This window comes from Synechococcus sp. UW140 (assembly GCF_900474295.1).
In the GTDB taxonomy this organism is placed as follows: domain Bacteria; phylum Cyanobacteriota; class Cyanobacteriia; order PCC-6307; family Cyanobiaceae; genus Synechococcus_C.
The window spans coordinates 32,277-56,872 of the sequence record NZ_UCOB01000015.1 but is presented as its reverse complement, the minus strand read 5'-3'; the positions used below and the strand labels follow the sequence as shown (position 1 = coordinate 56,872).

Sequence of the window (24,596 nt, the reverse complement as noted above, 5' to 3'; positions counted from 1 at the left end):
GCATGCCCAATGGCTGCACATGTTTGCTGATCGGGAACAGTCGGTGGCACTGGGCAACGCGCACTGCGGAGGGTTGGGTGTTTGCGCACACCAATCCGGATCCTTTGCGATTGGACGGACTTGTGCTGGCGCGTTGGGCAGCAGTTGGTCCGGTGCCCGTTCATCCAGTCCTGTCTCAGACCACGCGGCTTGGTTTGGAACATCTTCCTCTGAAGGGCATGCCCCCTTGGCTCGGGGTGGATCGTGCGTTGGCGGCCTGGGCCGCCACGACTAGAGCGGTGCCGTTGTCACCGCCAGGGGGGGTATTGGTGGCGGATGCCGGCACCGTGCTCAGCCTCACCCGGGTCACCTCGGAGGGGGAGTTCGCAGGAGGGCAACTGGCGGCTGGTTTCGGTCTGCAGCTGAGGGCGATGGCTGCTGGGACCCGTGACCTGCCGCAACCGGAAGCGCTGCATCAGTTGCCCTCAGAGCTTTTCCCCCACGCCACGCTTGCGGCGATGCAGAAAGGTGCCATCCAATCGCTCCTGGGTCTGCTTCTTGAAGCACAGCGCAGCTGTTCTTGGCCGTTGTGGTTGTGCGGAGGCGATGCTCCCCTGCTGATCGATTCGCTGCGTCAGCAGGGGGCTGAAGTGATCCATGCCCCTGATCTGGTGATGGAGGGGATGGTGACTTTGGTCAGCTGAGGCCCAGGTCCTCCAGGATCTGATCAGCCATGCTCTCGGCCTTGACCTTGCGGTAGATCAATTCGAGCTTTCCCTCAGCATCGACAACGAAGGTATGGCGCATCATGCCCATGAACTCTTTGCCCATGAATTTCTTGAGCCCGTAGCTCTCAAAACTGGTGGCCACAGCGCATGGCTCCACATCGGTCAGCAGGGTGAAGGGCAGCTCCTGTTTGGTGATGAAGCGCTGGTGTGAGGCTGCGTTGTCTTTGCTGATGCCCAGAACGGTGATGTCGTGCTGCTTAAAGGCGTCCCAACGGTCTCGGAAATTGCAGGCTTCCTTGGTGCAGCCAGGGGTGGCGTCCTTGGGATAGAAGTAGATCACAACTCGCTTCCCTTTCAGGGATGAAAGCTGCACCGATGCATCGTTCTGGTCCGGGAGAGTGAAATCCGGTGCTGGATCTCCGATCTGAAGTGGCATGGCGCAGTGCAAAAAGGCCGCAGCGCAGCGTACCCGCCCTTTGGTTGGTTCCGTTCTCGCGAACCGCTCCGACAACGAACCTCTCCGCGCAGGAGCAGGCCTGGGCAGATGGTTTGCCGTCAAAACGGCGGCAACAGTACGTGTGGTCACGCCGTTGGATGCGAAGTCTGCTTGCGGACTTGCTAGATCTGCCGCCGGAAGTTTTGCCCCTGGACGCTCCTCCTGGACAGCCGCCCAAGCTGGCGGAGGGATGGGGGTTTGTCAGTCTCAGTCATTGTCCGGATGCACTGCTCCTGGCTTGGGCGCCGTGGCGGGTTGGGGTGGATCTGGAGCGATGCGACCGTGTCATTCCCGCCGAATCCATCCTCAAGCGCTTTTTTTGTGCCGAGGAGCAAGAACACCTGAGCGGGCTGGTGCCAGAAGCTTTACGCCAGGCGGTGTTGGCGCACTGGGTGCTGAAAGAGTCGGCGATCAAATGGCAACGGGGCAGTTTGGGACGCGATCTCACCCAGTGGTGCTGGAGTCGCGACCGAAGTGTTGTGATCCATCGGGGAGATGGCGCAGTGCTCTCAGCCAGTCGCTGGCGGCAGGGACCTTGGTGCCTGGCGATGGTGGCAGGCCAGGGGGATGTGGGCAATGGTGCCAATCCCATGCACACAGCAATGCTCTGCCTAGCGTGATTGACCGCTCAGAAACGGGGTTGTTGTGGTGTGGATCAGCGCGCGTTCGATCCCTTCTCTGTTGGCAGCGGCTGCACTGTTTGGTCTCGGCCTGGTGGGGATGCGTCAGCCGCTGCAGCTCTCTGAGAATCAACGTCTGGCATCGTCTGGGCGTCCTGATCTAGCGGCCGTGGATGCGGCACTGCAAGAGCGTGAAATCACCTTGCATCAGCGGCGTGAAGCAGAAGCCTTGCTTGGTCAGTTCATCCGCGGCCAGATGACTCGGCACTACTGGGGGCATTTCGCCTCTTCCCTGATCGACCTTGGCCTCGATAGCGGCAGCCATTTGCGAGCACGGGTGATCTCCTCTCCGACAGGAACGGAGCTTTGGCTCACCCCTCGACGTGGAGGCGAGGCGTATGCAGCGGCGGTGCGTCAGAAGGGACCGAGGGTGGTGCGATGGCAGTGTCGTGGACCGCTACCTAAGAAAGACTTACGGCTCAGTCTTGTGCAGGGTTGTCCGGCAGGTTGGGTTGAGATCGAGATGCCCCAGCCCTGATCACGGCTTAAGCAACTGATGTAATTGCTTTCTTTTGCTGACGCTCATTGGCAGCGCTCATTTTGATGCCTTGTGTTGGCGTTCGAATGATCCCTATCGGCTCGAAATTGCCATTGCAGCAGTGACCTCTCTGACCAATGTGTTGGCAGTTTTATCCGCTCTGACTAAAAAAGGATTGACGTCTTCAATTCGCCGTCCGTGTTCACTCGTCTTGCAGCCGGTCTTCTAGCTGGCGCCTCTCTTTCAACCCTGGCTGTCGCCGCTGAAGCCGGTACAAAACGCCCTGTGCGCTGGGAAACCGGTGGGGCTGTCTGGACCACCAAATCCAGTGCTTTCAAAACGTTCTTCAATAACGGTGAAATCACCGATCGTGCCCTGGAAGCAGGCATCAACGGTTCCGGTTGGACCGCTGATGAAATCCGCGAAGGCATGACCAAGAACTACAACGTTGATCTGATCGGGGTGTCCCGTTTCCTGTATTCAGATGATGGGGAAAAGTTCCTCGATGATCAGACCCGCAGCTACTTCCCCTACTGGATGAAGAAGAAGACTGCTGTGGTCGCTCTTCGTTCCGCCATCATCGCCGACTCCGTCGATGGCCAGCTGTCTTCAGCCGGCATCATGGGCAACCTGCCTGTTGACTTCGCCCTGGCGGACAACGGTGCTTCCGATGGTGCTCAGAACGTTTGCAAGCCTGGTCTCGACGCTCCTCGCGACACCTCCCTGCTGTCGTGGTACGTGTTCCTGCCCGCTTGCGTGCAGGCCAACCAGATCCTGCCTGCTGCTCCTGTTCGTCAGGCGCCCGTTCGCGGCCTCTGGTGATCACTCACGCCCAACTGGGTGTTCCTTCAGCCCCGGCATGCCGGGGCTTTTTTCATGGTGACGTTGATGGCTTGCGGCCAATGATGCGTCGATGCAGGAGTCGTTGCGGCAGTTGCTTTCCCTGCACATGCTTCAGCAGGCGGTTGAGCAGCGCTATTTCGGTTCGCTGCTGCGTCCCAGAGGCAAGCACCTGCCGGTAGGGTCGCTCTTCTCCCAGCCACCGCTCCTGAAAGGAGGCGTCCACAGGTAGATAGACGGATTCGTCCCAGCATTCGCTGTCCAGTTGCCAACCTTGGGCGCGCAGTTGGTCTAGAAACTCCTCTTGTTCTGCTTGGCTATTCAGCCAGGCCTCCTCTCGTTTCAGTAATGGAGTGAGGGCCTTTCGCTCCTTGTCATTGAGCTGTTGCGCCTGTTCGCAGAGCTCAAGCAGAGCTGCTGCGGGGCCCAGTCCGGCATCGGTGAGCAGCAGGCGCAGCTGCGCGTCGCCTCTGCAGCGGTCGTTGCAGTGTTGAAGCAGGTCAGCGCTGCTGCCATGCCTTAGTTCATGGCGGTTGAGGCGTCCGCCCACAACTTCGAATTGATGCTCGATGGGTAGCTTCGCCAGGGCCTGCTTTCCCACGATCACTGCGGGGCGGTGCAGAGGATCCAACAGTTGCAACTGGGCTTCGAGACGGTCCTGCTCCAGAGCAGATTGGCAGTGGATGGTGAGGCCCCCATCCGCAACAGCGCCAAGAGGATCCAGGCTCCACAACAATGACGAGCCCCCCAGCATCAGAACCCGGTCTGTCCGTTTCCATTGCACTCCTTGCCAGAGCTTCTCCCTGAGGCGTTGCAAACGTGCGCCGTCCTGACTGAGCTGACGCTGAAGCCAGCGTTCCATGTCAGGGACTTCTGGGCCGCTGCTCACCAGCAGAGGATGCTCATCCACTGCTTCGGCTGCCGATGCCAGCTGGGCCGCGCGGCGTTCCAGCATGCGTTGCCGTCGCTCGCCTTCCCAGCCTTGGTTGCTTGGCGTCCAGAACACCTCTCCCTGCAGGGCTGTTGGCAGGTATTGCTGGGCGACCCAGTGCTCCCGAAAAGCATGGGGGTAGCGGTATCCTTTGCCATCGCCGAAGGCATCACCATCGCGATGGGCATCGCGGAGATGGCTGGGAACGTCCTGGCGGGAACTGGCGCGTACGTGCTTGATCGCTTCGAAGATGCCGATGGTGCTGTTGCTCTTCTCCGTGTTGGCTAAGTACAGAGCAGCCTGCGCCAGCGGATAGAGACCCTCGGGCAAGCCGATGCGTTCGAAGGCAGCGGCACACGCTTCCACCACCACCACGGCTTGGGGGTCGGCCAGGCCGATGTCTTCGCCGGCGGAAATCAGCATGCGCCGGAAAATGAATCGCGGATTTTCTCCGGCTTCCACCATGCGGGCAAGCCAGAACAGAGCGGCATCAGGGTCGGAGCCCCTCAGTGATTTGATGAAGGCGCTAATGGTGTCGAAGTGGGCATCGCCCTGTTTGTCGTACAGAACAGCCCGCTGTTGGATCGACTCTTCGGCAATGGTGAGATCGATCTGAATCGCATCGTTGGAATCTTGGGGGGTGCTTTCGACTGCCAGCTCAAGGGCGTTGAGCAGGCTGCGGGCATCACCATTGGCGACATCGACGAGATGGTCGATCGCCTCGGGGCTGATCGTGACCTGGCGCTCGCCATAGCCGCGCTCCCGATCGTCGATGGCGCGTTGCAGTAGATCACGGAGGTCGTCGACCTCGAGCGTTTGGAGTCTGAACAGGCGTGAGCGGCTCACTAATGCCTTGTTCACTTCGAAATAAGGGTTTTCTGTGGTCGCCCCGATCAGGGTGAGTGTGCCGTTTTCGACCCAGGGGAGTAGGGCATCTTGCTGCGCGCTGTTGAAGCGGTGGACTTCATCGATGAACAGGATGGTGCGAAGGCCATGGCGCTCGAGGCGCAGTCGCGCAGCATCCACTTCGCTGCGCAGCTCCTTGACCCCAGCGAGCACCGCATTGAGGCTGCTGAAATGGGCTCGGGTGTGGTTGGCGATGATCCGGGCCAAGGTGGTCTTCCCTACCCCGGGCGGGCCATGCAATAGCAGGTTCCCGACACGATCAGCGGCAATGGCGCGGCGCAGCAGCCGTCCCTCCGCCAGGATCGCTCCCTGACCCACGAATTCCTCCAGCGTGCGGGGCCGCATTCGATCTGCCAGGGGAGCCTGGCGTTGGCGTAGCTGATCGCCGTGATGGGAGAACAGGTCAGCCGTCATGGCTCAATTTCCATTCGCCAATTTTGACCCTTTGCGCAGCCACGGCCTTCGCAAATCCACCCATAATCTGCTCCGTGAGGTGAGTGCTTGTGAACAGTTGCGCCCGAGTGGCTGGTGTCGTGGCCCTGGCAATGTCCCTGACGGCCTGTGCTTCGTCGGCACCAAGACGCCCACCGGTTGCGGTGCAGCAGGCGACTGTTCAGGAGGCGCAGTTCACCGATGATGTCGATACTGTCAGCACCTTGGAGGCCTTCGAGTTGGTCCAGCTGGCGGCTCAGGCTTCCGGTCGGGTGATGGAGCTGAAGATCAGCCAAGGTGATCAGGTCGAGCCCGGACAATTGCTCGTGGTGCTTGATCAGGCTCAGCAGAGGGCTGCTCTAGCGGAGCAGAGGGCTAAAGCGGAAACGGCAAAGACCGAGTGGGAGCGAGAAGAGTTTCTGGCCAGGGTGGGAGCATCCAGCCTGCGTCAGCGTGACTCCTACCGCACGCGCTACATCGCTGCGGCAGAGCAGGTCAAGTCGTTGGAGGCCACGCTCAGCTACCGGAATCTGCGTTCGCCGACGGCCGGCACGGTGGCTGATGTGCAGGTGAAGGTGGGTGATCTGGTGCAACAGAACCAACCTTTCACCAGCGTGGTGCAGAACAACGCTCTGGAAGCACGCGTTGAAGTGCCAGCTGTCTTCGGAGACCGGCTTGCTCTTGGTCAACCCGTGATTCTCACTGCGCCCGGCAGCTCCAAGCTGCTGGCCACCGGTCAGGTTGATTCGATTGATCCACAGGTCAACCCTCAAACCCAGGGCCTGTTGGTGAAAGCTCTTTTTGCGAATGTGAATGGGCGGTTACGCAGTGGCCAGCGCCTGCGCACGCGTGTGCAGTTGCAGTCTCTCAATCTGCCGTCCGTGCCGTTCGCGGCGGTGACCCAAACCTCAGGCCAAAGCTTTGTGTTTCGCATCGGTCGTTTCGAGGAGCTTGAAGCCAACCCAGGCAAGGTCGATCTCAATCGCATCCGTCAGGGCATCAAATACAACAAATTGCCTGCCAATACCCTCTTTGCGCTGCAAACACCCGTCACTGTCGGCGAATTGCAGAACAACCGTTACCCGATCACGAAGGGATTAAGGCTCAATCAGAAGGTGATCACCACTAATCTGCTCAACCTCAAGCACGGCATGCCGGTGCAGGTCAAAGCAGTGAGCGCGTCGGCTGGCTTCGCGGCTCGGAACTGACGCTGAGCCATGTCTGCTTCCAATACCTTCATCACACGGCCGGTTCTCAGCACGGTTTGCAGTCTGCTGATTGTGATTGTGGGTTTGATCGCGATCCCGATCCTCCCGATTGAGAACCTGCCGGATATTGCACCGCCAACAGTGAAGGTACAGGCCACCTATGTGGGTGCTGATGCTGTGTCGGTGGAGCAGGGCGTCACCTCGGTGCTCGAGCAGCAGATCAATGGTGTGGAGGAGATGGATTTCATTACCTCCACCAGTTCCTCAGAAGGGGTGAGTGCGATTTCGGTGTCTTTCAACAGCGGCACCGACGGCAATATCAATCAGGTCAACGTTCAGAACCGTGTCTCCCTGGCTGAACCTCAGCTCCCCGAGGAGGTGCGCAAGGCCGGCGTCACGGTGAACAAGGCCTCTAACTCGATTCTTCTGGTTTACAACTTCGTCAATTCCGATCCAGCCCAAACGGAATACAGCGTTGAGACCATTAGCGGTTATCTCGATAAGAGCCTCACAGACAACATTAAGCGGGTTCCTGGTGTTGGCGATGTCACCTATTTCGGCAACCGCAAAGTGGCGTTTCGTCTCTGGTTGGATCCTGACAAGCTCACGTCTTACGGGCTCACATCCACGGATGTTGTCAATCAGCTCAAGAGCCAGAACCGGCTGGTCCCTGCCGGAAAGGTGGGCGGCGCACCAGCTCCCAAGGGGCAAGAATTCACCTTCACCGTTCAACTGCAAGGTCGACTGACCACTGAACAGGAGTTCGAAAATCTGGTGCTCAAGAGCACCGATGCAGGAGGTCTGATCAGGCTGCGCGATGTGGGTCGCGTCAGCCTCGGTGGAGAGACTTACGGCATTGATGCCATGGATCTCAAGGGCTCACCGTCTGTTGGGGTTGCTGTTTATCAGCTCTCAGGCAGTAACGCCATTCAGGTATCGAACGCGGTGAAGGATGTCATTGCTGAGTTTGAGCAAACCCTGCCGGTGGGTTTGGAATCTGAGGTGATTTACGACACCACCGACTTCATCAATCAGTCGATCAAGGGAGTCACCAATTCCCTGCGGGATGCTGTGATTCTGGTGGTGCTGATCCTGTTCCTGTTTCTTCAGAACTGGAAGGCCACTTTGGTGCCCGCTATCGCCATTCCTGTTGCCCTGATCGGTACCTTCGGTCTGGTGCTGGCCTTTGGCTTTTCTCTTAATCAGCTCACCCTGTTCGGTCTTGTGTTGGCCACCGGTCTTGTGGTGGATGATGCAATCACCGTGGTGGAAGACACATCGGCGAAGAAGGCGGAGGGCCTCACCGCCGTCCAAGCGGCGATGGCCACGATGGATGAACTGTTCAGTGCAGTCATCGCCACCTCTTTGGTGAAGATGGCCGTGTTTTTGCCGGTCCTGTTTTTCCCTGGAGCGACTGGAACGATCTACAAACAGTTCGCTGCAACCATCCTGTTTTCGATCGGTATTTCCACGTTCAATGCCCTCACCTTTTCTCCGATGTTGGCGGCATTGCTGCTCTCCCGTGACACCAAGGAGCTGAGCAAAGAGCAGTACGCCACGGCTGGCATTTGTCTTGGTTTCGTCTATGGCCTGCTGAACGCTGGCAATGGTGCGCCCTTGGTCCTGCTGCCTGTGGTGGTGGGAGCACTGCTTGGTTTTGTTGCCATGCAACTCACCGGTCGTCCTCTTCGGATGCCAGGTGCGGTGGGAGGTGCGGTGGTGGGCTTGGTGGTGCTTGGTGTGACCAATCTGATCCCGGTGCTTCTTTTCAGCGCCATCGGCGTTGGGGTGGGCTGGTTCATTCCCGTGATTTTCACCAACTTCAATCGCTGCTATGCGGCCTTTGAAGAGCGTTATTCGACCTTGCTTGATCAGGTGCTTAAGGCAAGGCCGCTGGTGATGGCGGCCTTGGCGGCCGGCATCCTTCTCACTGGCTTCGCATTCACCCGTATCCCTGGCGGTTTTGTGCCGATAGAAGACCAGGGCTATGCGATTGGCTTTGTGCAGGCCCCAGAAGGGGCCTCCAATGAGACCACGTTGGACATCAACCGCAAGGTGGCAGCGGTGCTGCGCAGTGAGGAGGACATCAAGGCTGCAGCTCTCTTCAGTGGTGCCAGCTTCGATGGCAATGCTCCGAATAAAGGTCTGTTCTTTTTCGGCACCAAGCACTGGGATGAGCGCAAAGGCAGTGACCACAGCGTGGCGGCACTTGTTCAACGTCTGAACAAGAAGCTCTTCATGGCAGTGGATGGTGCACGGGTATTCGTTGTCGAGCCCCCTTCGATTCCTGGCTACGGATCCGGTGGCGGTTTTGAGTTCCAACTTCTCGATCAGAGCAGCGGCTCCTATTCCTTGAATCAGTTCTTCGGCTCTGCCGAGCAGATCATTCAGGCGGGCAATGCCAATTCAGTGCTGAATCGCGTCTATTCGCTGTTTTCCCCTGAAGCTCCACAGATCGAAATCAAGGTGGACCGTCAACAGATGGCCAGCCTCGGTGTCGACTTTGGTTCGGCGATGCAGGCCTTCAGCGTCAATTTCGGCGGTGCCTATGTCAATGACACGTTTCAGGAAGGCAAGGTGAGACGGGTCTATGTCCAGGCGGACGACGTCAGCAGAGCCACTCCTGAGCAGTTGTCGTCGATCTATGTCAACAATCTCAAGGGTGACCAGATCCCTCTTTCGGAATTCTTCACGGTCAAGTCCACCACTGGCCCGAGTGTGATTCCCCATTTCAATCTTTACCGTTCGATCAAGATCGAGGGCACTCCGGCAGAGGGCAAGAGTTCAGGTCAGGCGATTGGTGCGATGAAAACCATCTTCAGAGATGGGAACTTCCAGGGCTTGGGCTTTGACTGGACTGGAATCTCCCGCGAGGAGGTGAAAGCGGGGTCTCTTGCGGTGGTGATCTTTGCTCTCGGAATCTTGGCTGTGTTTCTAGTGCTTTCGGCCCAATACGAGAGCTACTCCGACCCGATCATCATTTTGCTCACCGTTCCCACAGCCCTGCTTGGCGCTCTGGTGTTTCTCGGTGCGGCTGGACAGGTGCTCAATATTTATGCCCAGGTGGGTCTGGTGATGCTGATTGGTCTTGCGGGAGGCAACGCGATCCTGATCGTCGATCTCGCCAATCAGAAGATGGGAGAGGGCGCGTCAGCACTCGATGCCGCTCGGTTTGCGGCCCAGTCGCGATTGAGGCCGATTCTGATGACGGCAATCTCCTCCCTCACAGGCTTCCTGCCGCTGATGCTTGCCAGTGGTGCGGGTGCCCAGAGTCAGTCCTCGCTTGGACTTGTGGTCTTCGGTGGGCTGTTGGTCGCCACTTTTCTTTCCACCCTGGTCGTGCCTGTGTTCTACGTGGTGATGAAGTCACTGCTGGGCCAGGATCAAGGCCGCCCTCCCGTTGATCCCCAGGTGAGCTGATGCTGCCTCCCTCCGAGATGCCGCCACGGCCTGAGTACGCCGCTCACAAGCGTTTCAGTGGATCGAGAGTTCTGGTGGCGATCGCCATCGGCGCAGTTGTTGGTGTGGCTCTCTCCTACTTCCTCAAGGTGTTGATTGAAAACACCCCAGCCGACCTCGACATCCGTCGCATGCGGCTCTTCTTTCTGATGGTGATCACCTCCTGCAGCCTGGCTGGATTTGCAATCGAATCAACCCGTCAGCTGCAGGAGCAGGCCACCGATCCCATTTACCGCCATCCCAATTCTCGTCTGAGCCGGCGATCGCCCAAATCTTGAAGTCAGCAAAAAGCCCCCATTGGGGGCTGCTGCTCTTTGGATCGAGTGGATGGAGCCTCGATCAAGTAATCACAGTGGGGCGATCCATTCCAGTGCGATCCTGAATCTCTGCTAGCTGGTTGATGGCAGAGATCATGTCGGCCAGGGCAACTTGGGGATCCTGGTTCAGATCACCACTGCTGGGGACGTAGCTCTCAAGGTAGATGCGGATCGTCGCTCCCTTGGTACCGGTGCCTGATAGGCGCACGACAACGCGACTGCCATCGTCGAGCAGGATGCGTAGACCTTGCCCCTCGGTCACGGAGTTGTCGATTGGGTCGACGTAGCTGAAGTTGTCGGCGTTCGCGACCAGCCGGCCCGCAAACGACTGACCGATCAGGCTTGGGAGCATCGCTTCGAGACGGTCATAGAGCCCATGGGCAGCCTCACTGGCTACGGCTTCATAGTCGTGGCGGGAGTAATAGTGGCGGCCGAAGCGTTTCCAGTGCTCCGCCATGATCTCGGCCACGCTGCAGCGGCGTTTGGCCAGGATCTGCAGCCAGAACAGCACGGCCCAAAGACCGTCCTTTTCGCGCACATGGTTGCTGCCAGTGCCGAAGCTTTCCTCGCCGCAGAGGGTGATGCGGTCCGCATCCAGCAGGTTGCCGAAGAATTTCCAGCCGGTGGGTGTTTCGAAACAGTCGATTCCCAGCTCCTTCGCCACCACATCCACAGCGGCACTGGTGGGCATGGAGCGAGCGACTCCAGACAGTCCGGAGGCATAGGCGGGCGCCAGGGTGGCGTTCGCGGTAATCACGGCCAAGCTGTCGCTGGGATTCACGAAGCAGCGCTGGCCCAGGATCATGTTGCGGTCGCCATCACCGTCGCAGGCGGCTCCGAAGCGGTAATCATCCCCATTTAGCAGCAGTTCCGCCAGGTCGTGGGCATAGGTGAGGTTGGGATCAGGATGACCCTTGCCGAAATCCTCAAGAGGAACGCCATTGCGCACGCTGCCGGCCGGGGCGCCAAGGATGCCTTCGAAGAGACGTTTCGCATAAGGCCCGGTGACCGCGTGCATGGCATCGAAGGCCATTGGGAAATCACTGCGGATCAGATCGCTGATGCTCTCGAAATCGAAGAGCTGCTGCATCAGCTCCACAAAATCATCGACGCCGTCAATCACCTCGACGGTCATCGCTCCGATGGCATGTTGGCCCGGGGCATCGAGATCGATGCTGGTGGCATCAACGATCGAATATTGCTCCAGGGTTTTGGTGCACTCGTACACGGCGTCGGTGAAGGAGGCCGGGGTGGGGCCGCCGTTGGCACCATTCACCTTCACGCCGAAGTCTCCGTCGGGCCCTCCAGGGTTGTGACTTGCAGACAAGATGATGCCGCCGATCGCCTGGCGGCTGCGGATCAGATGGGACGCAGCTGGGGTGGAGAGGATGCCGCCGGTGGTAGTGATCACCTTGCTGATGCCATGGGCTGCGGCCATGCGCAGGATCACATCGATGGCGCGGCGGTTGCCATAGCGGCCATCGCCACCAAGCACCAAGGTGCCGCCTTCTACGCCCGAGAGGGTTCGAAAGCTCGCTTCGACAAAGCTCTCCAGGTAGTGGGCTTGCTCGAACTGCTTGCTGCTTTTTCTTAGACCGGATGTGCCTGGCTTCTGGTCAGTAAAAGGGGCCTCAAGGCGGATGATCTGGTGTTGGCTCGGTTCCGCGGGTGCCGTGGTGGTCATCTCGACAACGAATTTGTATCAAGCAGATAAACACGGGGAACCGCCTATGCCATGTGGTCATGACCACTTCTCTGAGCTCATGCTCAGCGTTCGCGATTGCTGGGCGTGATTCCCTGAGCAGCGCGTCAGGTTTGGTTGGGATTGAAGCCTCCGATCGGAGGGGCTGCTGGTTTGACGGGTTTGACCGGATTGGCGCAGACCACGGTCAGCCTGCGAGCGGGCCTGTCAATGCTGTCGCGCCTTTGAAAGCTGTTGCTGGACACCACTTCCGCGACTTGGAGTAACTCCCAAAGTGTGTCCTTGCAAGACGCTGGCAGCCGCGGGTGGTCCATCAGCGGATCCGTGAGTGTTCGGGTGCGTTCGCAGGCCTCGTTCTGGTTCTCCCTCGAACAGCTGTATGCCAGCAGCTGGATCTCCCGCAGCTCTTCGCGGGTGGGTAGCGGCATTGAGACGGGCTTGGCTTGCAGCCCGCATGGCCAGGCCAGACTCAAGCCGAACAGAAGCTGCAGTGGGCGTCTCATCTGGATCCTTTTCCTATAGCCATTTTGGGGGCTGAATCGGCGTTCAGCCGATCAGCATGGCCAGCTGAGACGAGGATGCAACCGCTCCTTGCATGCCTCCTCCCATCGGTTGGCGCATCCAGTGTTGTGGGCGTCTTTGCCTCTCGCCAGCTGAACGTATCGAGCTTGTGTGTTCAGCTGGATCACATTCCGACAGCACTTTGCTTGCTTGCAGACCGAAGATCGGGGGGCTTGGTGGGTGGGCTGGACGCAACAGTGGCTGTTCAGGCTGATTCGATCGGAGAGGGTGTCTGGGTTGTGCGTGGCAAGCGTGTTGTTCGTTGCTTTGTTTAGTGATGAGATGGTTTGATTTGGCAGGAGAGATTGGTTCGGCATGCTCAACTCCACCTGGCGCCATTTCCTCCACCTCTGCTGGCTTCCCTCTCAAGATGGGCCAGGCTCGAGAGGCTTTTTACTGTGGGGTTTCACAGCTCTAGGACTGTTTGCCGGACCTCTTGCACCGATGTCTCCGATCGAAGCGGAGAAGCCAACATCACCTCCCCAGGATGGTATCCGTATCGATCAATTTGAGATTGAGATTGATCAGAAACGCCTAGATTGTTCGGCAGGAGAATTAGCCTCTGGGACTAGGGCACCGTTTCTCTATAGACCAGAATCTGAGGTTTATCAGGGTGAGCTGCAGCTTCATGCTGCGCGCTGCAACATGCGATTTTAAACGCGATGGCTGGGTTCCTCACCCCATTCCCCTTGCCCAGCTCAGCTGCTCTCTTCAGCATTGCTCCCTGAGCTTTGGCACCGAGTCGGCTGTTCTCTCTTTGAACGATTGAGGTTTGGTGATTACGCTAAGGCAAGGCCTGATGGCGTTAGTCGTTGGTTTGAGTATGGCTAGAACTTTACGGCGAGTTTTCTTGAAATATATACTTCCAATCACATTAGGTGGTGCTTTTTACGCCTCTTGTCGCACTCCTGTGCTTCTGTATGAAAGGCTTGCGCTCTTCTTGTTTGGTGTGCGCTGGCTTGGTGTTAAAGCCACATTGAATTCGGCTTGTTTGAGTCTGATTGGTGAAGGTCAGGTCTATGCGCTAATCGTTTACTCTCTGCCAAATGCTTTATGGCATTTGGCCTTATGTTACTTCCTTGAGCAGGGATTGCGATCTTTTGTTGGCCGAGCTTCTTTTGCTTGGAGGTTTCGTTTGGTTTGGTTTTTGTTGTTGGCTCAGATTCCTGATCTCTTGCAGTGGGCTGGTTATTTGAGTGGTGTTGCCGATCTTGCGGATGTGCTTCTTGCTGTGGTTGCTTCTGTCATCGTTTGTGCTACCACGAAGAATGCTTGACTCGTTTTTATCGATGCTGTAAATTGCCCAACCTGTAAATTCTTCTCATGCACAAACTGCGTCAGTCTGCAGCCTTTTTTGCTGGCTTGGGCATTTTTTCTTTGTTGGCTGCTGGTTCTGTTGAGGATGAGGTTGATTATTCTGGGCTTGATTATTCGAGCCCAGCCTATAGGGTGAATTACAAGGATTTGGCTGATGAATTTGATGAGAATTCAATTGCCGCTGAAAGTAAATATGATGGACAGTTGATCTATGTGAGCGGTCCGGTGGGGTCTGTGGATAAAGATATCCTTGATAATCCTTATGTCTCGATCACTGGTCAGTACGATTTTGCTTCTGTTCAATGTTTCCTGACGCCAGGAGAGGTGGAGGGTGCTTCCTCTCTTAGGAAGGGGCAAAGGGTTGTTGTGGCTGGTGTCGTTGGTGGCACAACTTTAGGGGTCACCCTTGATGGATGCAGGGTTGTGAGTGACTAGAGCCTTGGCTTGAGTGAAAGTATTGCCATCACTTCACCCTTTGGTGTTGATGATTATCTCAACCCTGCGATTGCGTTGGCGACCTGAAGGATCATCTTCGCCGCTTTCTGTTTCGTTGGGCACTGCTGGTTTCGTTTCCCCAAAACCTTTGATGACGAATTGAAATGTTGTGAGCCCCCCGCTATTGATCAACCAATCACGAACGGACCTTGCGCGTTTTTCTGAAAGATCTTGATTGTAAGAGTCTGATCCTTTTGAGTCAGTGTGTCCTTCAATCCGAATCTCTCCGCGCGCAGAATTGCTGATCCGTTGTGCGACGCTTTTTAGGGATGTCAAAGCGGAAGATTTCAGCTTTGCTTGATCAAAATCGAAGAGAATGTCAGCCGCCAATTCGATTACGATCTCATCCTCTGATTCAGTGATCGTGTTCAGGTTGATGACAGGATAATCTATATCCTGAATCACAAACTCAAGGTTTTGTACGGCTGCTTTTCTCTCTTTATTGGAAATATCGGGCTTCGTATCTTGAGCTCTTGTTGTTTCAGCTTCACTGGCTGTTCCTGAAGTTGGATTGCCCCACGCAGCACTGGCTGATCCAAAGAGATGTAGATGGAACAGCAGAATAACGAAGAGCAAGTTTCGAGGCATTTGTCGGGTGTGAAGGTAGTGCTTTGGCATGTCCCTATTCCGTAATGCGAATGTCTTCGATTGGTGCAACGCCAGCCAAATAGATCGATACGGTTTTGACATCTGCAGGCGGTGCTGGGAATTTTGCCCAGAGATTGATGCTTGAGTTGGGAGATAGAATAATTGGCGTTTTGAATGTACTGACTACAGGCTTTTTGTTGGCTCTAACGACTAAGTGCTTCTTCTGATTGATGCTGTCGATAATATAAGTGCCGTTGCCGTATGCGCCTGCAGCCAACTTGTAGGCGCAATACCATGCCGCCGAGCACTTCACCAGTGTCTTGTCTTCTGAGGATGTGTTGGTCATCTTCCAGTAAATATTCAAAGTGTTCCCACTTGATCTCTTCACGTTGAGAAGAGAAACAACAACTCCTTCGATTTGATGGGGTTCAATAGCTAAAGAGTTCTCTTTTTGGTTCTGGGATTTTGTTTCAATGACTTCTTCTCCAGTGTTCGTCTGAGGCGTTGTGTTTGCCTGCACCTCTCTCCCCTCGACGACTGGATCAGCGGGTGGTTGCGTTGTGCCTGTGTTGTTATCGCAGCTTGCAAGTCCGATTGCAGCTGTTGATAAGAGCCCAAAGGCAAGGAGGTAAGTTTTCCAGTTGCTCATCATTATTCTGTTTTGACGATGTTGACGGTTGATTCCTGATTCTTGTTAGCAGGTTGCAGGGGGCTCTTCAAGGCTGTTTCACATTTCAATATTTACTGATGGCTTCTTGGGCTTCTTCTTCTTTTAGAGCTTTCTCAATTTGTTGTTGGCTTCAAAGATGTGTTGTTGCGCCTCATGCAAAGAGTGTCGCCTTCATTGTGTGATCCCAGGCCTGTGATCAGGCTGCTCAGGCATGCTTCTAGGGCTGCGGAATGGGCTGATGAGAAGCCTTCAGCAACCGTTCTCCCTCCTTGGTTTCACTCCCACGGCTGACCCGCTCCCTTTAGATGCATCGTCACCCCGCATTCGGTTCATCTTGCGCGTGAAGTGTGCGGCAAGCTTGGGTGATTCAACCACTAACAGGGTTTCGTCGTTTAAGTGACTCTTTATTCTTGTTTGGATTCTGTAAACCAATCTGAGAACGGTGAGCCTGGTCTGCATCCATAGACGAATTTGCTAAGGACAAACTCCCTCCCCGTTGGAGACTTTGACCTTTGGTTGATAGTAGCTGTCCAAGCGCTGTTTTTCTGGTCATGTTCCGTTCCATTGGATTCAACCCAGATCCAGCTTCCATTTGGCAGCGACCTTATGAATTCTCCGTTCCCGGGGTGCCGAAGATTGACATGGGTATCGTTAGGGTCACTTACTTTGCACATTTGACCTTCTGTCTTCCCCCCTGTCGGAATAAGTGTCACGAGTGAGAGTGCTATTGAGATTTTGTTTCGTATTCTCATTCCTTCTTGAGTAGCCAGTTCCTTCTGTTTGGTTTCAACTAAAGCATCTTGCAGCCTGCTCCCATTCCATCTCTCCCAGTTTTAAGCCAAACTCTTTTCATTCCTGCTGGACAGGAGGCAGGGACTGCATTAGGGAAATTCTGTTTAATGATCTCACGATAGTTGTCTCTCAGTTGGCAGGCTTTTTGAACTCCCTTTTGCACGAAATATTGTATTGCTGCCAGAGGCGGTCAAGCGTTTCAATGTCCGCTGGAATGCCTTTGCTCGCTTCGGCTGGTATGTGGAAGCTTATTGCTGCTGCCGATGCAATCAATGAGAATAAGATTTTCATGTGCTTGTTAGATAATGGTTTTTTATTTTAACCCTTGCTTGTTAGCTCCTCTCCACCCCACTCCCGCACTTGGCGCGCTGCCGTTCCAGCTTGCGGCGCATGTGAGCGGTGATCCCCAGCTCCGCACCACGCCACATTCGGTTCATCTCGCGCGTGAAGTGAGCGGCAAGCTTGGGTGATTCAATCACCAGCAGGGTTTCGTCGTTGGTGTGAGCGGCGGAGGGGCTCCAGTTGAAGGATCCCGTGATCACGGTTTTTTTGTCGATTACGGCAAACTTGTGATGCAGCTTGTCGCCGCGTGCCAAGCGTGGAGTGCCGACAGTTTGGAGGGGATCTTGAAAAGGGTTGTTGCCGGCTTCCAGTTTGCAGAAGCGATCCGGCATGGCCATACCGAGTAGATCCAGCACTTCCGAAAAGGGCCGGCTGGCGAAGCCGGGATCAGCCAAAAGGCGTACCTTCACGCCTTCATTCACGCGCTGTCGTAGGGCGTCGGTCAGATCCTGGGCTGAAAACACGAAGAGTGCCATGTCGATGCTTCGTTGGGCCTTGTTCAGTTCCTGGCCAATCAGCGCAAGGCCGTGCTCGCTGTTTCGTTTGGCGTGGGGAGCGAAGAGCACCTTGATCCTGGCTTCGCCAACGTCGACCTGCTCAATCGTGGGGGCGTTTTTCGCCCGCCCAAAGCGGCTGTTCTGTTGTCCGCCGGGGCCGTCCCCCCACATGCGCTCGAACTCCTGGCTGAATAGGGAGGCGAGTTCAGGGCTCTTCACCGTGATCAGATGGTTCACATTGCCTCTGGTGCGGGGGGCATCGGCGTCTCCATGTAGGCCGGAGCTTGTGAAATTGGCGCTGCCGGTGAGGACCTGGTTGCGATCGACCACCACGAATTTGTGGTGCATCAGGCCGCTGCCCTTGCTGCCGTCTTCTGTGTCGTCAATCTGGGGCACACCGCCTCGCGCAAGAATGGCAATCGCATCCCCCTGCAGGCGCTCCTCCGTACTGAGAACGCCATCACCATTGCGATCGGCCAGTCTCTTGAGGCGTTGAAGCCGCTTGCGCTCGTGGTGCGTCAGGCCCGCCTCGTGCTGCTGGCTCCAGGCGTTGCTGTAGTTGTTCTCCAGCACCACTTGGACGCGCACCCCACGTTGATGGGCCCTGACGAGGGCATTGGCGATCGCGGGTAGGGATAGCTCTTGAATGGCGACCAGGCACTCCACTTGGGCATGATCGATGGCCTCGATCAGTTGCTGCTCGAGGTTGTCACCGGTGCGCCAACGGCCGTCAATCGGGCTGCGGTAGCGGGCGTGGTCTCTATGGTTGAAGGAGACCTGAATGTGTTGGAGTTGAGCTAACTCCGTTGTCGGTTCCCCCAGTAGCTCTCCGGCCTGGCTGCAGGATCCACAAAGCACTGGCAGCAGCACCAGCAGGATGCGGAGTCCAGGCGGCTGACGTCTGTTCACCCATCCTCACGAGAGCTTGCTCTAGCATTCCCCCGTTTTGTTCTGACTGCTATCAGCACTGAGATCCCGACTGCTTTGAGCTCAGGTCCGGTTCAGTGGGGCATCTCCGCAGTGCGCAGCATGGCCATAAACCAGAGCGTGCTCAGAACGAGAGCCGCGCCTACGCCTGCTCCAATACCCACTCGTGCAATGGTGAGTGGCACAACAATTGGAAACGCCATCGCCCCGGCAAGTGGGGTGATGGCGACAAACCAACGCAAGCTTGAATGCTCCTTGGTCATTGGCTCAGAACCATTCAACCTGGGCTTCGCTGGCTGGATTGGTGTTGTCTTCCGGAGTGACTCTCTCGAAGTTGAGGGTGATGTTGCGCTTCTGGACTCCGTCAGCTGCGGTGGCTTCGATGGGGTAGAGCTGCTTGCCATCCCGGAATGGCACCTGGATGCGGAAGGTGCCATCGCTTGAGAGGGGCACATCTTCTCCTCCAATGGTGAGACGAGCGGAGGGATCGGTGGCGCCGTAGACGATCAGTTCAGCATCGGCGATCAGCCAGAAGGAGCGCTGGCGGGGGGCGACTCCGCCCAGGCCGGACTCATTGCGACCACTCGCCCAAAGGCCTGCTCCGGAGTCGCTCAAGCCGCGCTGATCGGAGCTCAGGCCCTGCTGCTCATGGAGCACCTCAGAGCCGACGCGACGGCTGCGGAAGTGGGTGGTCGCAGTCTGATAGAGGCGCTCGTGCAGGCCACTGTCAGTGCTCTCGGGAGCGCTAACAGGAGCGGCAGCTGCAATGGTTGCTGGGGTTGCATCCAGGCTGAAGGGAACGAACTGATCCATGATCTGTTCGCTCGGGTGCAGAGCCGGCACGCGCGCCACAGAGGAGAGGGCCAGAGAGATCCAGGTCGAGCCGGCGCGATAGCCCAGCTCAACGCGGTAATCACGGTCGCAGAGAGGAACAGGCAAATACCACTCAGTGCTGTGGCTGTCGACAGGAACTTCTTGGAGGGTATGGGGATGGGAGCTGCCATCCTGGATGCCGGTGACGTCGGCGAGGCGCAGGCTGAGGTGAGCAGCGCCTTCGTTTTGCGCCGCTTTACGGTCGCTGTCTGAGATCTCCCAGAACACATAGGCCCATTGGGGATCACGTGGGAGGAACACAACCCGTGTCGTGGTGTCGGAGCGCGTTGCTGCTGTGAGGCCTGATTCGATCGACTTTGGCTCACCGCTCTTGCGGTCTTGGCGCTTGGCAATGGCCGTGACGAGGTCCTGCTTGCTCTTCCGGCTGTAAAGGGTCACACCCAGATCACTGGCCATCTGGCGCAGTTGACGCAGCGTGAGGCGGGCCAGAGAGGACAGTGCTTGCGTCACGGACGGATTCACCTAGGTTTCTTTGGGATCAGTCTGCGTGAAAGAGCTGCATTTCGATCACTAGGGGGCGCTGAGGTCAGCATCCTCTGACTGCTCTGACCTTCCCGTTGCCATGAAAAAAGGGGGCTTGATGCCCCCTCTTTCGCTGTGCTGGTAAGGATTCTGTCGACTAGCGACCGACGCTGCGATAGGGGACTTTGGACATGTAGTCCATGTCGGCATTCCCAATTGAAGGGGCTGTCCTGATGGCAATGCCCGGCACCCATGCCATGTAATCGGCGGGAGAGCCTCCACGCGTGATCTTGGCCCGAGCCGGAATGCTTTTGGATGTGCCTGTGAAGATGATCTGAGGGAAGCCCAGAATGCCGCGGTAGTACTCGTCGTAACGAGGAGTGCTGACGTTGAATGGGGTCTCACCAAGGTCACGTCCAGGAAGGATGCGATTGCGTTGGTAGGGAACGGTGTCGTAGCCGAAGGCATCCAGGTATTCCTGGCTATCCAAGAGCTCGTCCACCATGCCGACGATGCCTTTGGTGGCGATCACGATGGACCAAGCCAACTCTTCTCCCTTGCCATTGGTCTTGCGGCCCAAGACACGCTCGACCAGGTGACGAACAACTTTGTAGTTGCTGTTCAGGTTGTAGAAGCTGCGCTGGAAGGTTTCGGACAGCAGCAGGCCACGGATGAAGTCCCTGACGGTGATCTGACCGTCACGCAGCTGGGACTCGAGATTGACGTCTCGATCGCTCTTGAACGCATGAAAGAAAATCTGGCGGTAACCGCTTTCGATCACCGTGGTCAGATTGTCTGGATCCATGGCGATGTCCATGGAGTAGGCCCTTGACTCCTCTTCGGACCCGACGCGAATGTTCGGAACACCGGCCCTCAGAGAATTCTGAGTGATTGGTGCGTACTTAAGAAGAGGGATGGCCACGCGAGCATCAGCGTCCACTGATGGGGATCGTAATTGCAGGTATCAGGAACGAATCCCTTCAATCTGAGAACGGATTACAGACCGTAATACTCGCTACAAGCTTGCTACCACCCAAAGGCAGACAGGGTCTGGGATGCGGAGGCTTGGGCCCTTGGGGCCGATGCGGTTTCGCCCACGTCTTGCTCTCGGGTCTCGACACAGAACGACGCGTTGTTCGACAGCCCTTCGACAGTGCTGCTGCGAACGCGCACATCCGGGCCGATAAAGCTAAACCGTTCCCACACCCGCATGGTTTCGTAGCTCGTTTCGAGGATCAGCCCATCCTCGGAATCCATCGCGAACAGAGATGACGCCGGTGCTTTTTCTGCGTAGCCCATCGTTCTCAGCATCAGTCCGCTGCGACCGTCGTCGCTGGTGGGGATGAGCCCAAACACTGTTTCACCGTCGTGGCCCTCCTCGCTTCTGTCCCAAGCCATCGATGCGCTCCAGCGCACATAGCTTCCGCCGATGACCTGACTGGCTTCCTTCCCGTGCGCGACCGCTAATTCGCCCAGGCGGCTATCGCTTGGATCGAGATCCTCAACAACAATCAGCGATCCACCGGCCTCAGCTCGGCGATGCAGCAGATGGTGAACGCTGCGTTGCGAGCGCCAGCGACCACAGCTGAGCTGAAAAAAACTGAGGGCATCGGGGATGACAAGGCTCATGCTCAGCTCCGAGGGGGACCCAGGGGGTCTTTGGATGTTCGCAGGCGACCAGGCCTACGTGATCTGTTGCCTTGCATTGAAGGCCATAACGGCTTGATCGATCAGTGCGCCCAGGGTCAGTTCCAGCGGAGTGATCCCCAGGGCATCCGCAATCGACTCAAGCCGATCAGCCGCTGTCGAGAACTGACGCAGGAGTAGATCGCAAAACTCGGGATCGTTTTTCAGCAGAGGTTGATCCCTGCACCAACGTTGTTGCTGTGCCAAGGCTGGGATTGGGCCTTTGCATTCAGGTGACGCCATCTGTTGAAAGCTGGCCAGGCAGTGGGCGAGCAGTCGTAGGTGATGCCGCTCAAGACTCGGCAGCATGGACGCATCGATCTGTTCCACCATCTCCCTTGTGAGAGGGCTTTCTGCGGAGGTGGGCGATGGGTCAGTCATCGCCAGGGGTGATCCGAAAACCACAAGAATGCTCTCCCTTCAGTCGCCAATGCACCCGTTCCACTTGGCAGTCGGGAAAGGTCTGGCGAATCAGCTCAAGCTCCTGGTCGCAAACCACCGGGTATTCCTCGGCGATGCGTTGCACGGAGCAATGGAACTCACTCAGACACCAGCCCTGGCCATCAGGTGCATCTTGCAGTTCGGTGACATAACCCTCTTGGCGGCGCAGTTCGGCCAGGAGGGCCACACGTTCCTCTAAGGGTGCTGATCCCAGCTGTTGTCGGTAATGGCCTGCTTTGTCGATCGCTTGTTGGGTGAGCAGGGAGACCATTGTCTCCGGCGGCAGCGTTGCGGCCATGGAGTGGAGCAGGCCTAGGGCGAAGTGTTCGCTGCCATCGGGGAAATGTTGGTGGCCGCGGTCTGTAAGTCGCCAGCTGTTCGAGGGGCGGCCGGGTCCCGCTGGCATCGGCGTCGATTCGACTAAGCCTTCCTCTTCAAGACTGCGCAGGTGACGTCGCATGGCCTGCACCGAAATCCCGAGTTGGTTGGCCAAATGCCCAGCACTCGTCTCACCCTGCCTCAGCAGCAGGGTGAGAGTGGTCTCACGGGTGGGTGCCTGCGCGTGTGCGCCCATGGGTCAGTGATGATTCCATCACGATGCCACGCAAATTGGGCCACTGACGGATTCTCACCAGAGTGACTCCGTCACGGAGATCATCAACCGGTTGTCCCAAGGCCTTGCGCCCCATGAATCGACCACGCCCACTGGCGCGTTGATGGGCCTTGTCGGTGCGATTGGCGCTAACCGGAACGTTGCGCAGCTTCGTCGATGGCCCCTCATCCGGGGCGTTGCGGGGGCACAATGAGCCTCGACCGGCAGCTGTCGTGACTGTGCCCTAGGCTCCAAATACGAAACTGAATGGTTTCGTATCTCCTGAAGCCTGTGTGCCCACGGCCTGTTTCCGTTGACTGCTCAACTCATCGCTGTCCATGACTGACGCACCTGCTGGCACCGCTGAACCAACCCCGGAAAGCCTTGAGGTGATCCGTAAGTTCGCTGAGACCTACGCCCAGCGCACCGGAACGTATTTCTGCAGTGATCCCGGTGTGACTGCTGTTGTGCTCAAGGGTCTGGCTCGTCACAAGGACGAGCTCGGGGGCGCACTGTGCCCTTGCCGCCATTACGAAGACAAGGGTGCTGAAGTGTCCCAGGCGTTCTGGAACTGCCCCTGTGTGCCGATGCGTGAGCGCAAGGAATGCCACTGCATGTTGTTTCTCACTGAGGACAATGCTTTCCGTGGTGATGCGCAGACGATCAGCACCGAGGAGATCCACGCCTCCGCAGGTTGACTTCTATGACCAGTGTCTCCACTCGTGATCTTGTCAGTCAGCCCTATAAGTATGGCTTTGTCACTGACATTGAAACTGAGAAGATTGCCAAAGGCCTTAGTGAAGATGTTGTTCGCCTGATTTCCTCCAAAAAGGAGGAGCCTCAGTTTTTACTTGATTTTCGGCTGCGTGCTTATAGGCATTGGCTCACCCTAGAGGAGCCTGATTGGGCTGCTTTGGGATACAGCGCGATCGACTATCAGAATATTATTTATTACGCTGCTCCTCGCCAGCAAGAGAAGAAGGCAAGTCTCGATGAGGTTGACCCAAAACTGTTAGAGACATTTGACAAGCTTGGTATACCGCTGAGTGAGCAGAAGCGCTTGAGTAACGTTGCTGTCGATGCGGTTTTCGATAGCGTTTCCATTGCTACGACCTATCGGGAGAAGCTCGCGGAGCACGGAGTGATCTTCTGTTCGATTAGCGAAGCAGTGAAGGAATATCCGGAGCTTGTTGAGCGTTATATGGGCACTGTAGTTCCCGGTAACGATAATTATTTTGCCGCGCTGAATTCAGCGGTTTTCAGTGATGGATCGTTTGTGTTTATTCCGAAGGGTGTGGAGTGCCCGATGGAACTTTCGACTTACTTCCGGATTAATTCAGGTGATACGGGTCAATTCGAGCGCACCTTGATCGTTGCCGAGGAAGGGGCATCCGTTAGCTACCTCGAGGGTTGCACTGCGCCCATGTTTGATACCAATCAGCTTCACGCCGCCGTGGTGGAGCTTGTTGCTTTGGATGATGCTTCGATTAAGTACTCCACTGTCCAGAATTGGTATGCCGGCGATGAGAATGGAGTCGGCGGAATTTACAACTTTGTGACCAAGCGCGGTCAGTGTCGCGGTGCTCGCAGTCGCATCAGTTGGACCCAGGTGGAAACGGGTTCAGCGATTACCTGGAAGTATCCGAGCTGTGTCTTGCAGGGTGCCGACTCTGTCGGCGAGTTCTATTCCGTTGCTCTCACGAATAACTGCCAACAGGCCGATACGGGCACCAAAATGATTCACCTCGGTGCCCGTACCCGCTCCACAATCGTGAGCAAGGGCATTAGTGCTGGGCGCTCCAGTAACAGTTATCGAGGCCTTGTGCAGATTGCGCCTGGTGCCAAGGGTGCGCGCAATTACAGCCAGTGCGATTCGATGTTGATTGGCGATGAGGCGGCGGCCAACACCTATCCCTATATCCGCTCCCAACAGCCTCAGGCAGCCATCGAGCATGAGGCCAGCACCTGTCGTATCTCCGAAGATCAGCTCTTCTACCTCCAGAGTCGGGGGATTGGTTTCGAAGAGGCTGTCTCAATGATGGTGAGCGGTTTCTGCCGAGATGTTTTCAATCAGCTGCCCATGGAGTTTGCGGCGGAAGCCGACAAGCTCCTGGCTCTCAAGCTTGAGGGATCTGTCGGATAGACCGTTGATCCCGTTAGTGGTCTCCCCTGCCAC

26 protein-coding genes are annotated in these 24,596 nt (G+C 56.8%); 11 read left to right on the top strand and 15 right to left on the bottom strand.

What is annotated here, in order from left to right:
* Positions 1–104 precede the first annotated feature (104 nt).
* Positions 105–683, top strand: coding sequence for a type III pantothenate kinase (locus tag DXY10_RS06690; RefSeq protein ID WP_371411128.1), 579 nt, complete (start codon positions 105–107; stop codon positions 681–683).
* On the opposite strand, the gene bcp is transcribed toward DXY10_RS06690, so the two are convergent.
* The gene (gene bcp / locus DXY10_RS06685; RefSeq protein ID WP_115017646.1) at positions 676–1,143 is read right to left on the bottom strand and encodes a thioredoxin-dependent thiol peroxidase; all 468 of its coding nucleotides are present in this window, start codon (positions 1,141–1,143) and stop codon (positions 676–678) included. The genes DXY10_RS06690 and bcp overlap by 8 nt on opposite strands.
* 158 nt (positions 1,144–1,301) lie before the next feature.
* Here bcp and DXY10_RS06680 point away from each other — a divergent pair, with 158 nt between their 5' ends.
* The 3 genes from DXY10_RS06680 (at position 1,302) to DXY10_RS06670 (ending at position 3,183) form a co-directional block, all read left to right on the top strand.
* Positions 1,302–1,823, top strand: a complete 522-nt coding sequence (locus tag DXY10_RS06680) for a 4'-phosphopantetheinyl transferase superfamily protein (RefSeq protein WP_170955729.1) — start codon at positions 1,302–1,304, stop codon at positions 1,821–1,823.
* Between the two features lie 61 nt (positions 1,824–1,884).
* A complete protein-coding gene (locus DXY10_RS06675) occupies positions 1,885–2,361 on the top strand; it encodes a thymidylate synthase (protein ID WP_206749692.1) in 477 nt (158 codons plus the stop codon).
* 198 nt (positions 2,362–2,559) lie between these two features.
* The gene (locus DXY10_RS06670) at positions 2,560–3,183 is read left to right on the top strand and encodes an alpha/beta hydrolase (protein ID WP_170955728.1); all 624 of its coding nucleotides are present in this window, start codon (positions 2,560–2,562) and stop codon (positions 3,181–3,183) included.
* 52 nt (positions 3,184–3,235) lie between these two features.
* On the opposite strand, the gene DXY10_RS06665 is transcribed toward DXY10_RS06670, so the two are convergent.
* Entirely contained in the window at positions 3,236–5,452 is a 2,217-nt protein-coding gene (locus DXY10_RS06665) for an AAA family ATPase (RefSeq protein WP_115017570.1), read from the bottom strand.
* Positions 5,453–5,583: 131 nt separating this feature from the next.
* Here DXY10_RS06665 and DXY10_RS06660 point away from each other — a divergent pair, with 131 nt between their 5' ends.
* From DXY10_RS06660 to DXY10_RS06650, 3 genes are read left to right on the top strand one after another with little or no spacing between them, the layout of a single operon-like run.
* Positions 5,584–6,678, top strand: coding sequence for an efflux RND transporter periplasmic adaptor subunit (locus DXY10_RS06660; RefSeq protein WP_115017642.1), 1,095 nt, complete (start codon positions 5,584–5,586; stop codon positions 6,676–6,678).
* 9 nt (positions 6,679–6,687) lie between these two features.
* Positions 6,688–10,098: an efflux RND transporter permease subunit gene (locus DXY10_RS06655; protein WP_115017568.1), complete on the top strand. Its 3,411-nt coding sequence runs from the start codon at positions 6,688–6,690 to the stop codon at positions 10,096–10,098.
* Positions 10,098–10,415: a hypothetical protein gene (locus DXY10_RS06650; RefSeq protein ID WP_244281982.1), complete on the top strand. Its 318-nt coding sequence runs from the start codon at positions 10,098–10,100 to the stop codon at positions 10,413–10,415. Before DXY10_RS06655 ends, DXY10_RS06650 begins: the two co-directional genes overlap by 1 nt.
* 61 nt (positions 10,416–10,476) lie before the next feature.
* Here DXY10_RS06650 and DXY10_RS06645 read toward each other — a convergent pair whose 3' ends face one another.
* A complete protein-coding gene (locus DXY10_RS06645; RefSeq protein ID WP_115017566.1) occupies positions 10,477–12,138 on the bottom strand; it encodes an alpha-D-glucose phosphate-specific phosphoglucomutase in 1,662 nt (553 codons plus the stop codon).
* 125 nt (positions 12,139–12,263) lie between these two features.
* Complete coding sequence (locus DXY10_RS06640) at positions 12,264–12,659, bottom strand: hypothetical protein (protein WP_115017563.1); 396 nt, start codon at positions 12,657–12,659, stop codon at positions 12,264–12,266.
* Between the two features lie 857 nt (positions 12,660–13,516).
* Between DXY10_RS06640 and DXY10_RS06625 the strand changes: the two genes are divergently transcribed.
* Both DXY10_RS06625 and DXY10_RS06620 read left to right on the top strand, forming a co-directional pair.
* Positions 13,517–13,993 (top strand): hypothetical protein, encoded by a 477-nt coding sequence (locus DXY10_RS06625; protein WP_136989096.1) that lies wholly within the window; start codon positions 13,517–13,519, stop codon positions 13,991–13,993.
* Positions 13,994–14,040: 47 nt separating this feature from the next.
* A complete protein-coding gene (locus tag DXY10_RS06620) occupies positions 14,041–14,469 on the top strand; it encodes a hypothetical protein (protein WP_115017553.1) in 429 nt (142 codons plus the stop codon).
* Between the two features lie 33 nt (positions 14,470–14,502).
* Here the strand turns inward: DXY10_RS06620 and DXY10_RS06615 are convergent, their stop codons facing one another.
* The 11 genes from DXY10_RS06615 to DXY10_RS06575 form a co-directional block, all read right to left on the bottom strand.
* Positions 14,503–15,147, bottom strand: a complete 645-nt coding sequence (locus DXY10_RS06615; protein WP_170955727.1) for an OmpA family protein — start codon at positions 15,145–15,147, stop codon at positions 14,503–14,505.
* 4 nt (positions 15,148–15,151) lie between these two features.
* Positions 15,152–15,769 (bottom strand): hypothetical protein, encoded by a 618-nt coding sequence (locus DXY10_RS14255; RefSeq protein ID WP_136989094.1) that lies wholly within the window; start codon positions 15,767–15,769, stop codon positions 15,152–15,154.
* A gap of 939 nt (positions 15,770–16,708) precedes the next feature.
* Positions 16,709–16,870, bottom strand: coding sequence for a hypothetical protein (locus tag DXY10_RS14535; RefSeq protein WP_170955726.1), 162 nt, complete (start codon positions 16,868–16,870; stop codon positions 16,709–16,711).
* A 41-nt stretch (positions 16,871–16,911) separates the two neighbouring features.
* A complete protein-coding gene (locus tag DXY10_RS06610) occupies positions 16,912–18,327 on the bottom strand; it encodes a phospholipase D-like domain-containing protein (RefSeq protein ID WP_115017548.1) in 1,416 nt (471 codons plus the stop codon).
* A 92-nt stretch (positions 18,328–18,419) separates the two neighbouring features.
* Positions 18,420–18,608, bottom strand: coding sequence for a hypothetical protein (locus DXY10_RS06605; RefSeq protein ID WP_115017546.1), 189 nt, complete (start codon positions 18,606–18,608; stop codon positions 18,420–18,422).
* Between the two features lie 4 nt (positions 18,609–18,612).
* Complete coding sequence (locus tag DXY10_RS06600; RefSeq protein ID WP_115017544.1) at positions 18,613–19,689, bottom strand: DUF4912 domain-containing protein; 1,077 nt, start codon at positions 19,687–19,689, stop codon at positions 18,613–18,615.
* A 169-nt stretch (positions 19,690–19,858) separates the two neighbouring features.
* Positions 19,859–20,623 carry a phycobilisome rod-core linker polypeptide gene (locus DXY10_RS06595; RefSeq protein WP_244281980.1) on the bottom strand — a complete coding sequence of 255 codons (765 nt, stop codon included), beginning with the start codon at positions 20,621–20,623 and terminating at the stop codon, positions 19,859–19,861.
* Positions 20,624–20,727: 104 nt separating this feature from the next.
* Positions 20,728–21,330 carry a phycobiliprotein lyase gene (locus DXY10_RS06590; RefSeq protein WP_115017539.1) on the bottom strand — a complete coding sequence of 201 codons (603 nt, stop codon included), beginning with the start codon at positions 21,328–21,330 and terminating at the stop codon, positions 20,728–20,730.
* Positions 21,331–21,384: 54 nt separating this feature from the next.
* On the bottom strand, positions 21,385–21,768 hold the full coding sequence (locus DXY10_RS06585; RefSeq protein ID WP_115017537.1) for a hypothetical protein: 384 nt from the start codon (positions 21,766–21,768) through the stop codon (positions 21,385–21,387).
* Entirely contained in the window at positions 21,761–22,402 is a 642-nt protein-coding gene (sufR, locus tag DXY10_RS06580) for an iron-sulfur cluster biosynthesis transcriptional regulator SufR (RefSeq protein WP_115017534.1), read from the bottom strand. Before sufR ends, DXY10_RS06585 begins: the two co-directional genes overlap by 8 nt.
* Complete coding sequence (locus DXY10_RS06575; protein WP_115017533.1) at positions 22,371–22,631, bottom strand: hypothetical protein; 261 nt, start codon at positions 22,629–22,631, stop codon at positions 22,371–22,373. Before DXY10_RS06575 ends, sufR begins: the two co-directional genes overlap by 32 nt.
* 127 nt (positions 22,632–22,758) lie before the next feature.
* Here DXY10_RS06575 and DXY10_RS06570 point away from each other — a divergent pair, with 127 nt between their 5' ends.
* Positions 22,759–23,118, top strand: coding sequence for a ferredoxin-thioredoxin reductase catalytic domain-containing protein (locus DXY10_RS06570; protein ID WP_115017530.1), 360 nt, complete (start codon positions 22,759–22,761; stop codon positions 23,116–23,118).
* Between the two features lie 5 nt (positions 23,119–23,123).
* Positions 23,124–24,563 carry a Fe-S cluster assembly protein SufB gene (gene sufB / locus DXY10_RS06565; RefSeq protein WP_115017528.1) on the top strand — a complete coding sequence of 480 codons (1,440 nt, stop codon included), beginning with the start codon at positions 23,124–23,126 and terminating at the stop codon, positions 24,561–24,563.
* Positions 24,564–24,596 lie beyond the last annotated feature (33 nt).

Excerpts from the sequence above, each read along its gene's own strand:
- DXY10_RS06655 (WP_115017568.1), top strand. The coding sequence starts at position 6,688 with ATGTCTGCTTCCAATACCTTCATCACACGGCCGGTTCTCAGCACGGTT.
- DXY10_RS06640 (WP_115017563.1), bottom strand. The coding sequence starts at position 12,659 with ATGAGACGCCCACTGCAGCTTCTGTTCGGCTTGAGTCTGGCCTGGCCA.
- DXY10_RS06680 (WP_170955729.1), top strand. The coding sequence starts at position 1,302 with ATGCGAAGTCTGCTTGCGGACTTGCTAGATCTGCCGCCGGAAGTTTTG.
- sufR (WP_115017534.1), bottom strand. The coding sequence starts at position 22,402 with ATGGGCGCACACGCGCAGGCACCCACCCGTGAGACCACTCTCACCCTG.
- DXY10_RS06650 (WP_244281982.1), top strand. The coding sequence starts at position 10,098 with ATGCTGCCTCCCTCCGAGATGCCGCCACGGCCTGAGTACGCCGCTCAC.
- DXY10_RS06625 (WP_136989096.1), top strand. The coding sequence starts at position 13,517 with ATGGCGTTAGTCGTTGGTTTGAGTATGGCTAGAACTTTACGGCGAGTT.
- DXY10_RS06645 (WP_115017566.1), bottom strand. The coding sequence starts at position 12,138 with ATGACCACCACGGCACCCGCGGAACCGAGCCAACACCAGATCATCCGC.
- DXY10_RS06570 (WP_115017530.1), top strand. The coding sequence starts at position 22,759 with ATGACTGACGCACCTGCTGGCACCGCTGAACCAACCCCGGAAAGCCTT.
- DXY10_RS06620 (WP_115017553.1), top strand. The coding sequence starts at position 14,041 with ATGCACAAACTGCGTCAGTCTGCAGCCTTTTTTGCTGGCTTGGGCATT.
- DXY10_RS06590 (WP_115017539.1), bottom strand. The coding sequence starts at position 21,330 with ATGAGCCTTGTCATCCCCGATGCCCTCAGTTTTTTTCAGCTCAGCTGT.
- DXY10_RS14535 (WP_170955726.1), bottom strand. The coding sequence starts at position 16,870 with ATGAAAATCTTATTCTCATTGATTGCATCGGCAGCAGCAATAAGCTTC.
- bcp (WP_115017646.1), bottom strand. The coding sequence starts at position 1,143 with ATGCCACTTCAGATCGGAGATCCAGCACCGGATTTCACTCTCCCGGAC.
- DXY10_RS06660 (WP_115017642.1), top strand. The coding sequence starts at position 5,584 with ATGTCCCTGACGGCCTGTGCTTCGTCGGCACCAAGACGCCCACCGGTT.
- DXY10_RS06615 (WP_170955727.1), bottom strand. The coding sequence starts at position 15,147 with ATGCCAAAGCACTACCTTCACACCCGACAAATGCCTCGAAACTTGCTC.
- DXY10_RS06665 (WP_115017570.1), bottom strand. The coding sequence starts at position 5,452 with ATGACGGCTGACCTGTTCTCCCATCACGGCGATCAGCTACGCCAACGC.
- DXY10_RS06605 (WP_115017546.1), bottom strand. The coding sequence starts at position 18,608 with ATGACCAAGGAGCATTCAAGCTTGCGTTGGTTTGTCGCCATCACCCCA.
- DXY10_RS14255 (WP_136989094.1), bottom strand. The coding sequence starts at position 15,769 with ATGATGAGCAACTGGAAAACTTACCTCCTTGCCTTTGGGCTCTTATCA.
- DXY10_RS06585 (WP_115017537.1), bottom strand. The coding sequence starts at position 21,768 with ATGACTGACCCATCGCCCACCTCCGCAGAAAGCCCTCTCACAAGGGAG.
- sufB (WP_115017528.1), top strand. The coding sequence starts at position 23,124 with ATGACCAGTGTCTCCACTCGTGATCTTGTCAGTCAGCCCTATAAGTAT.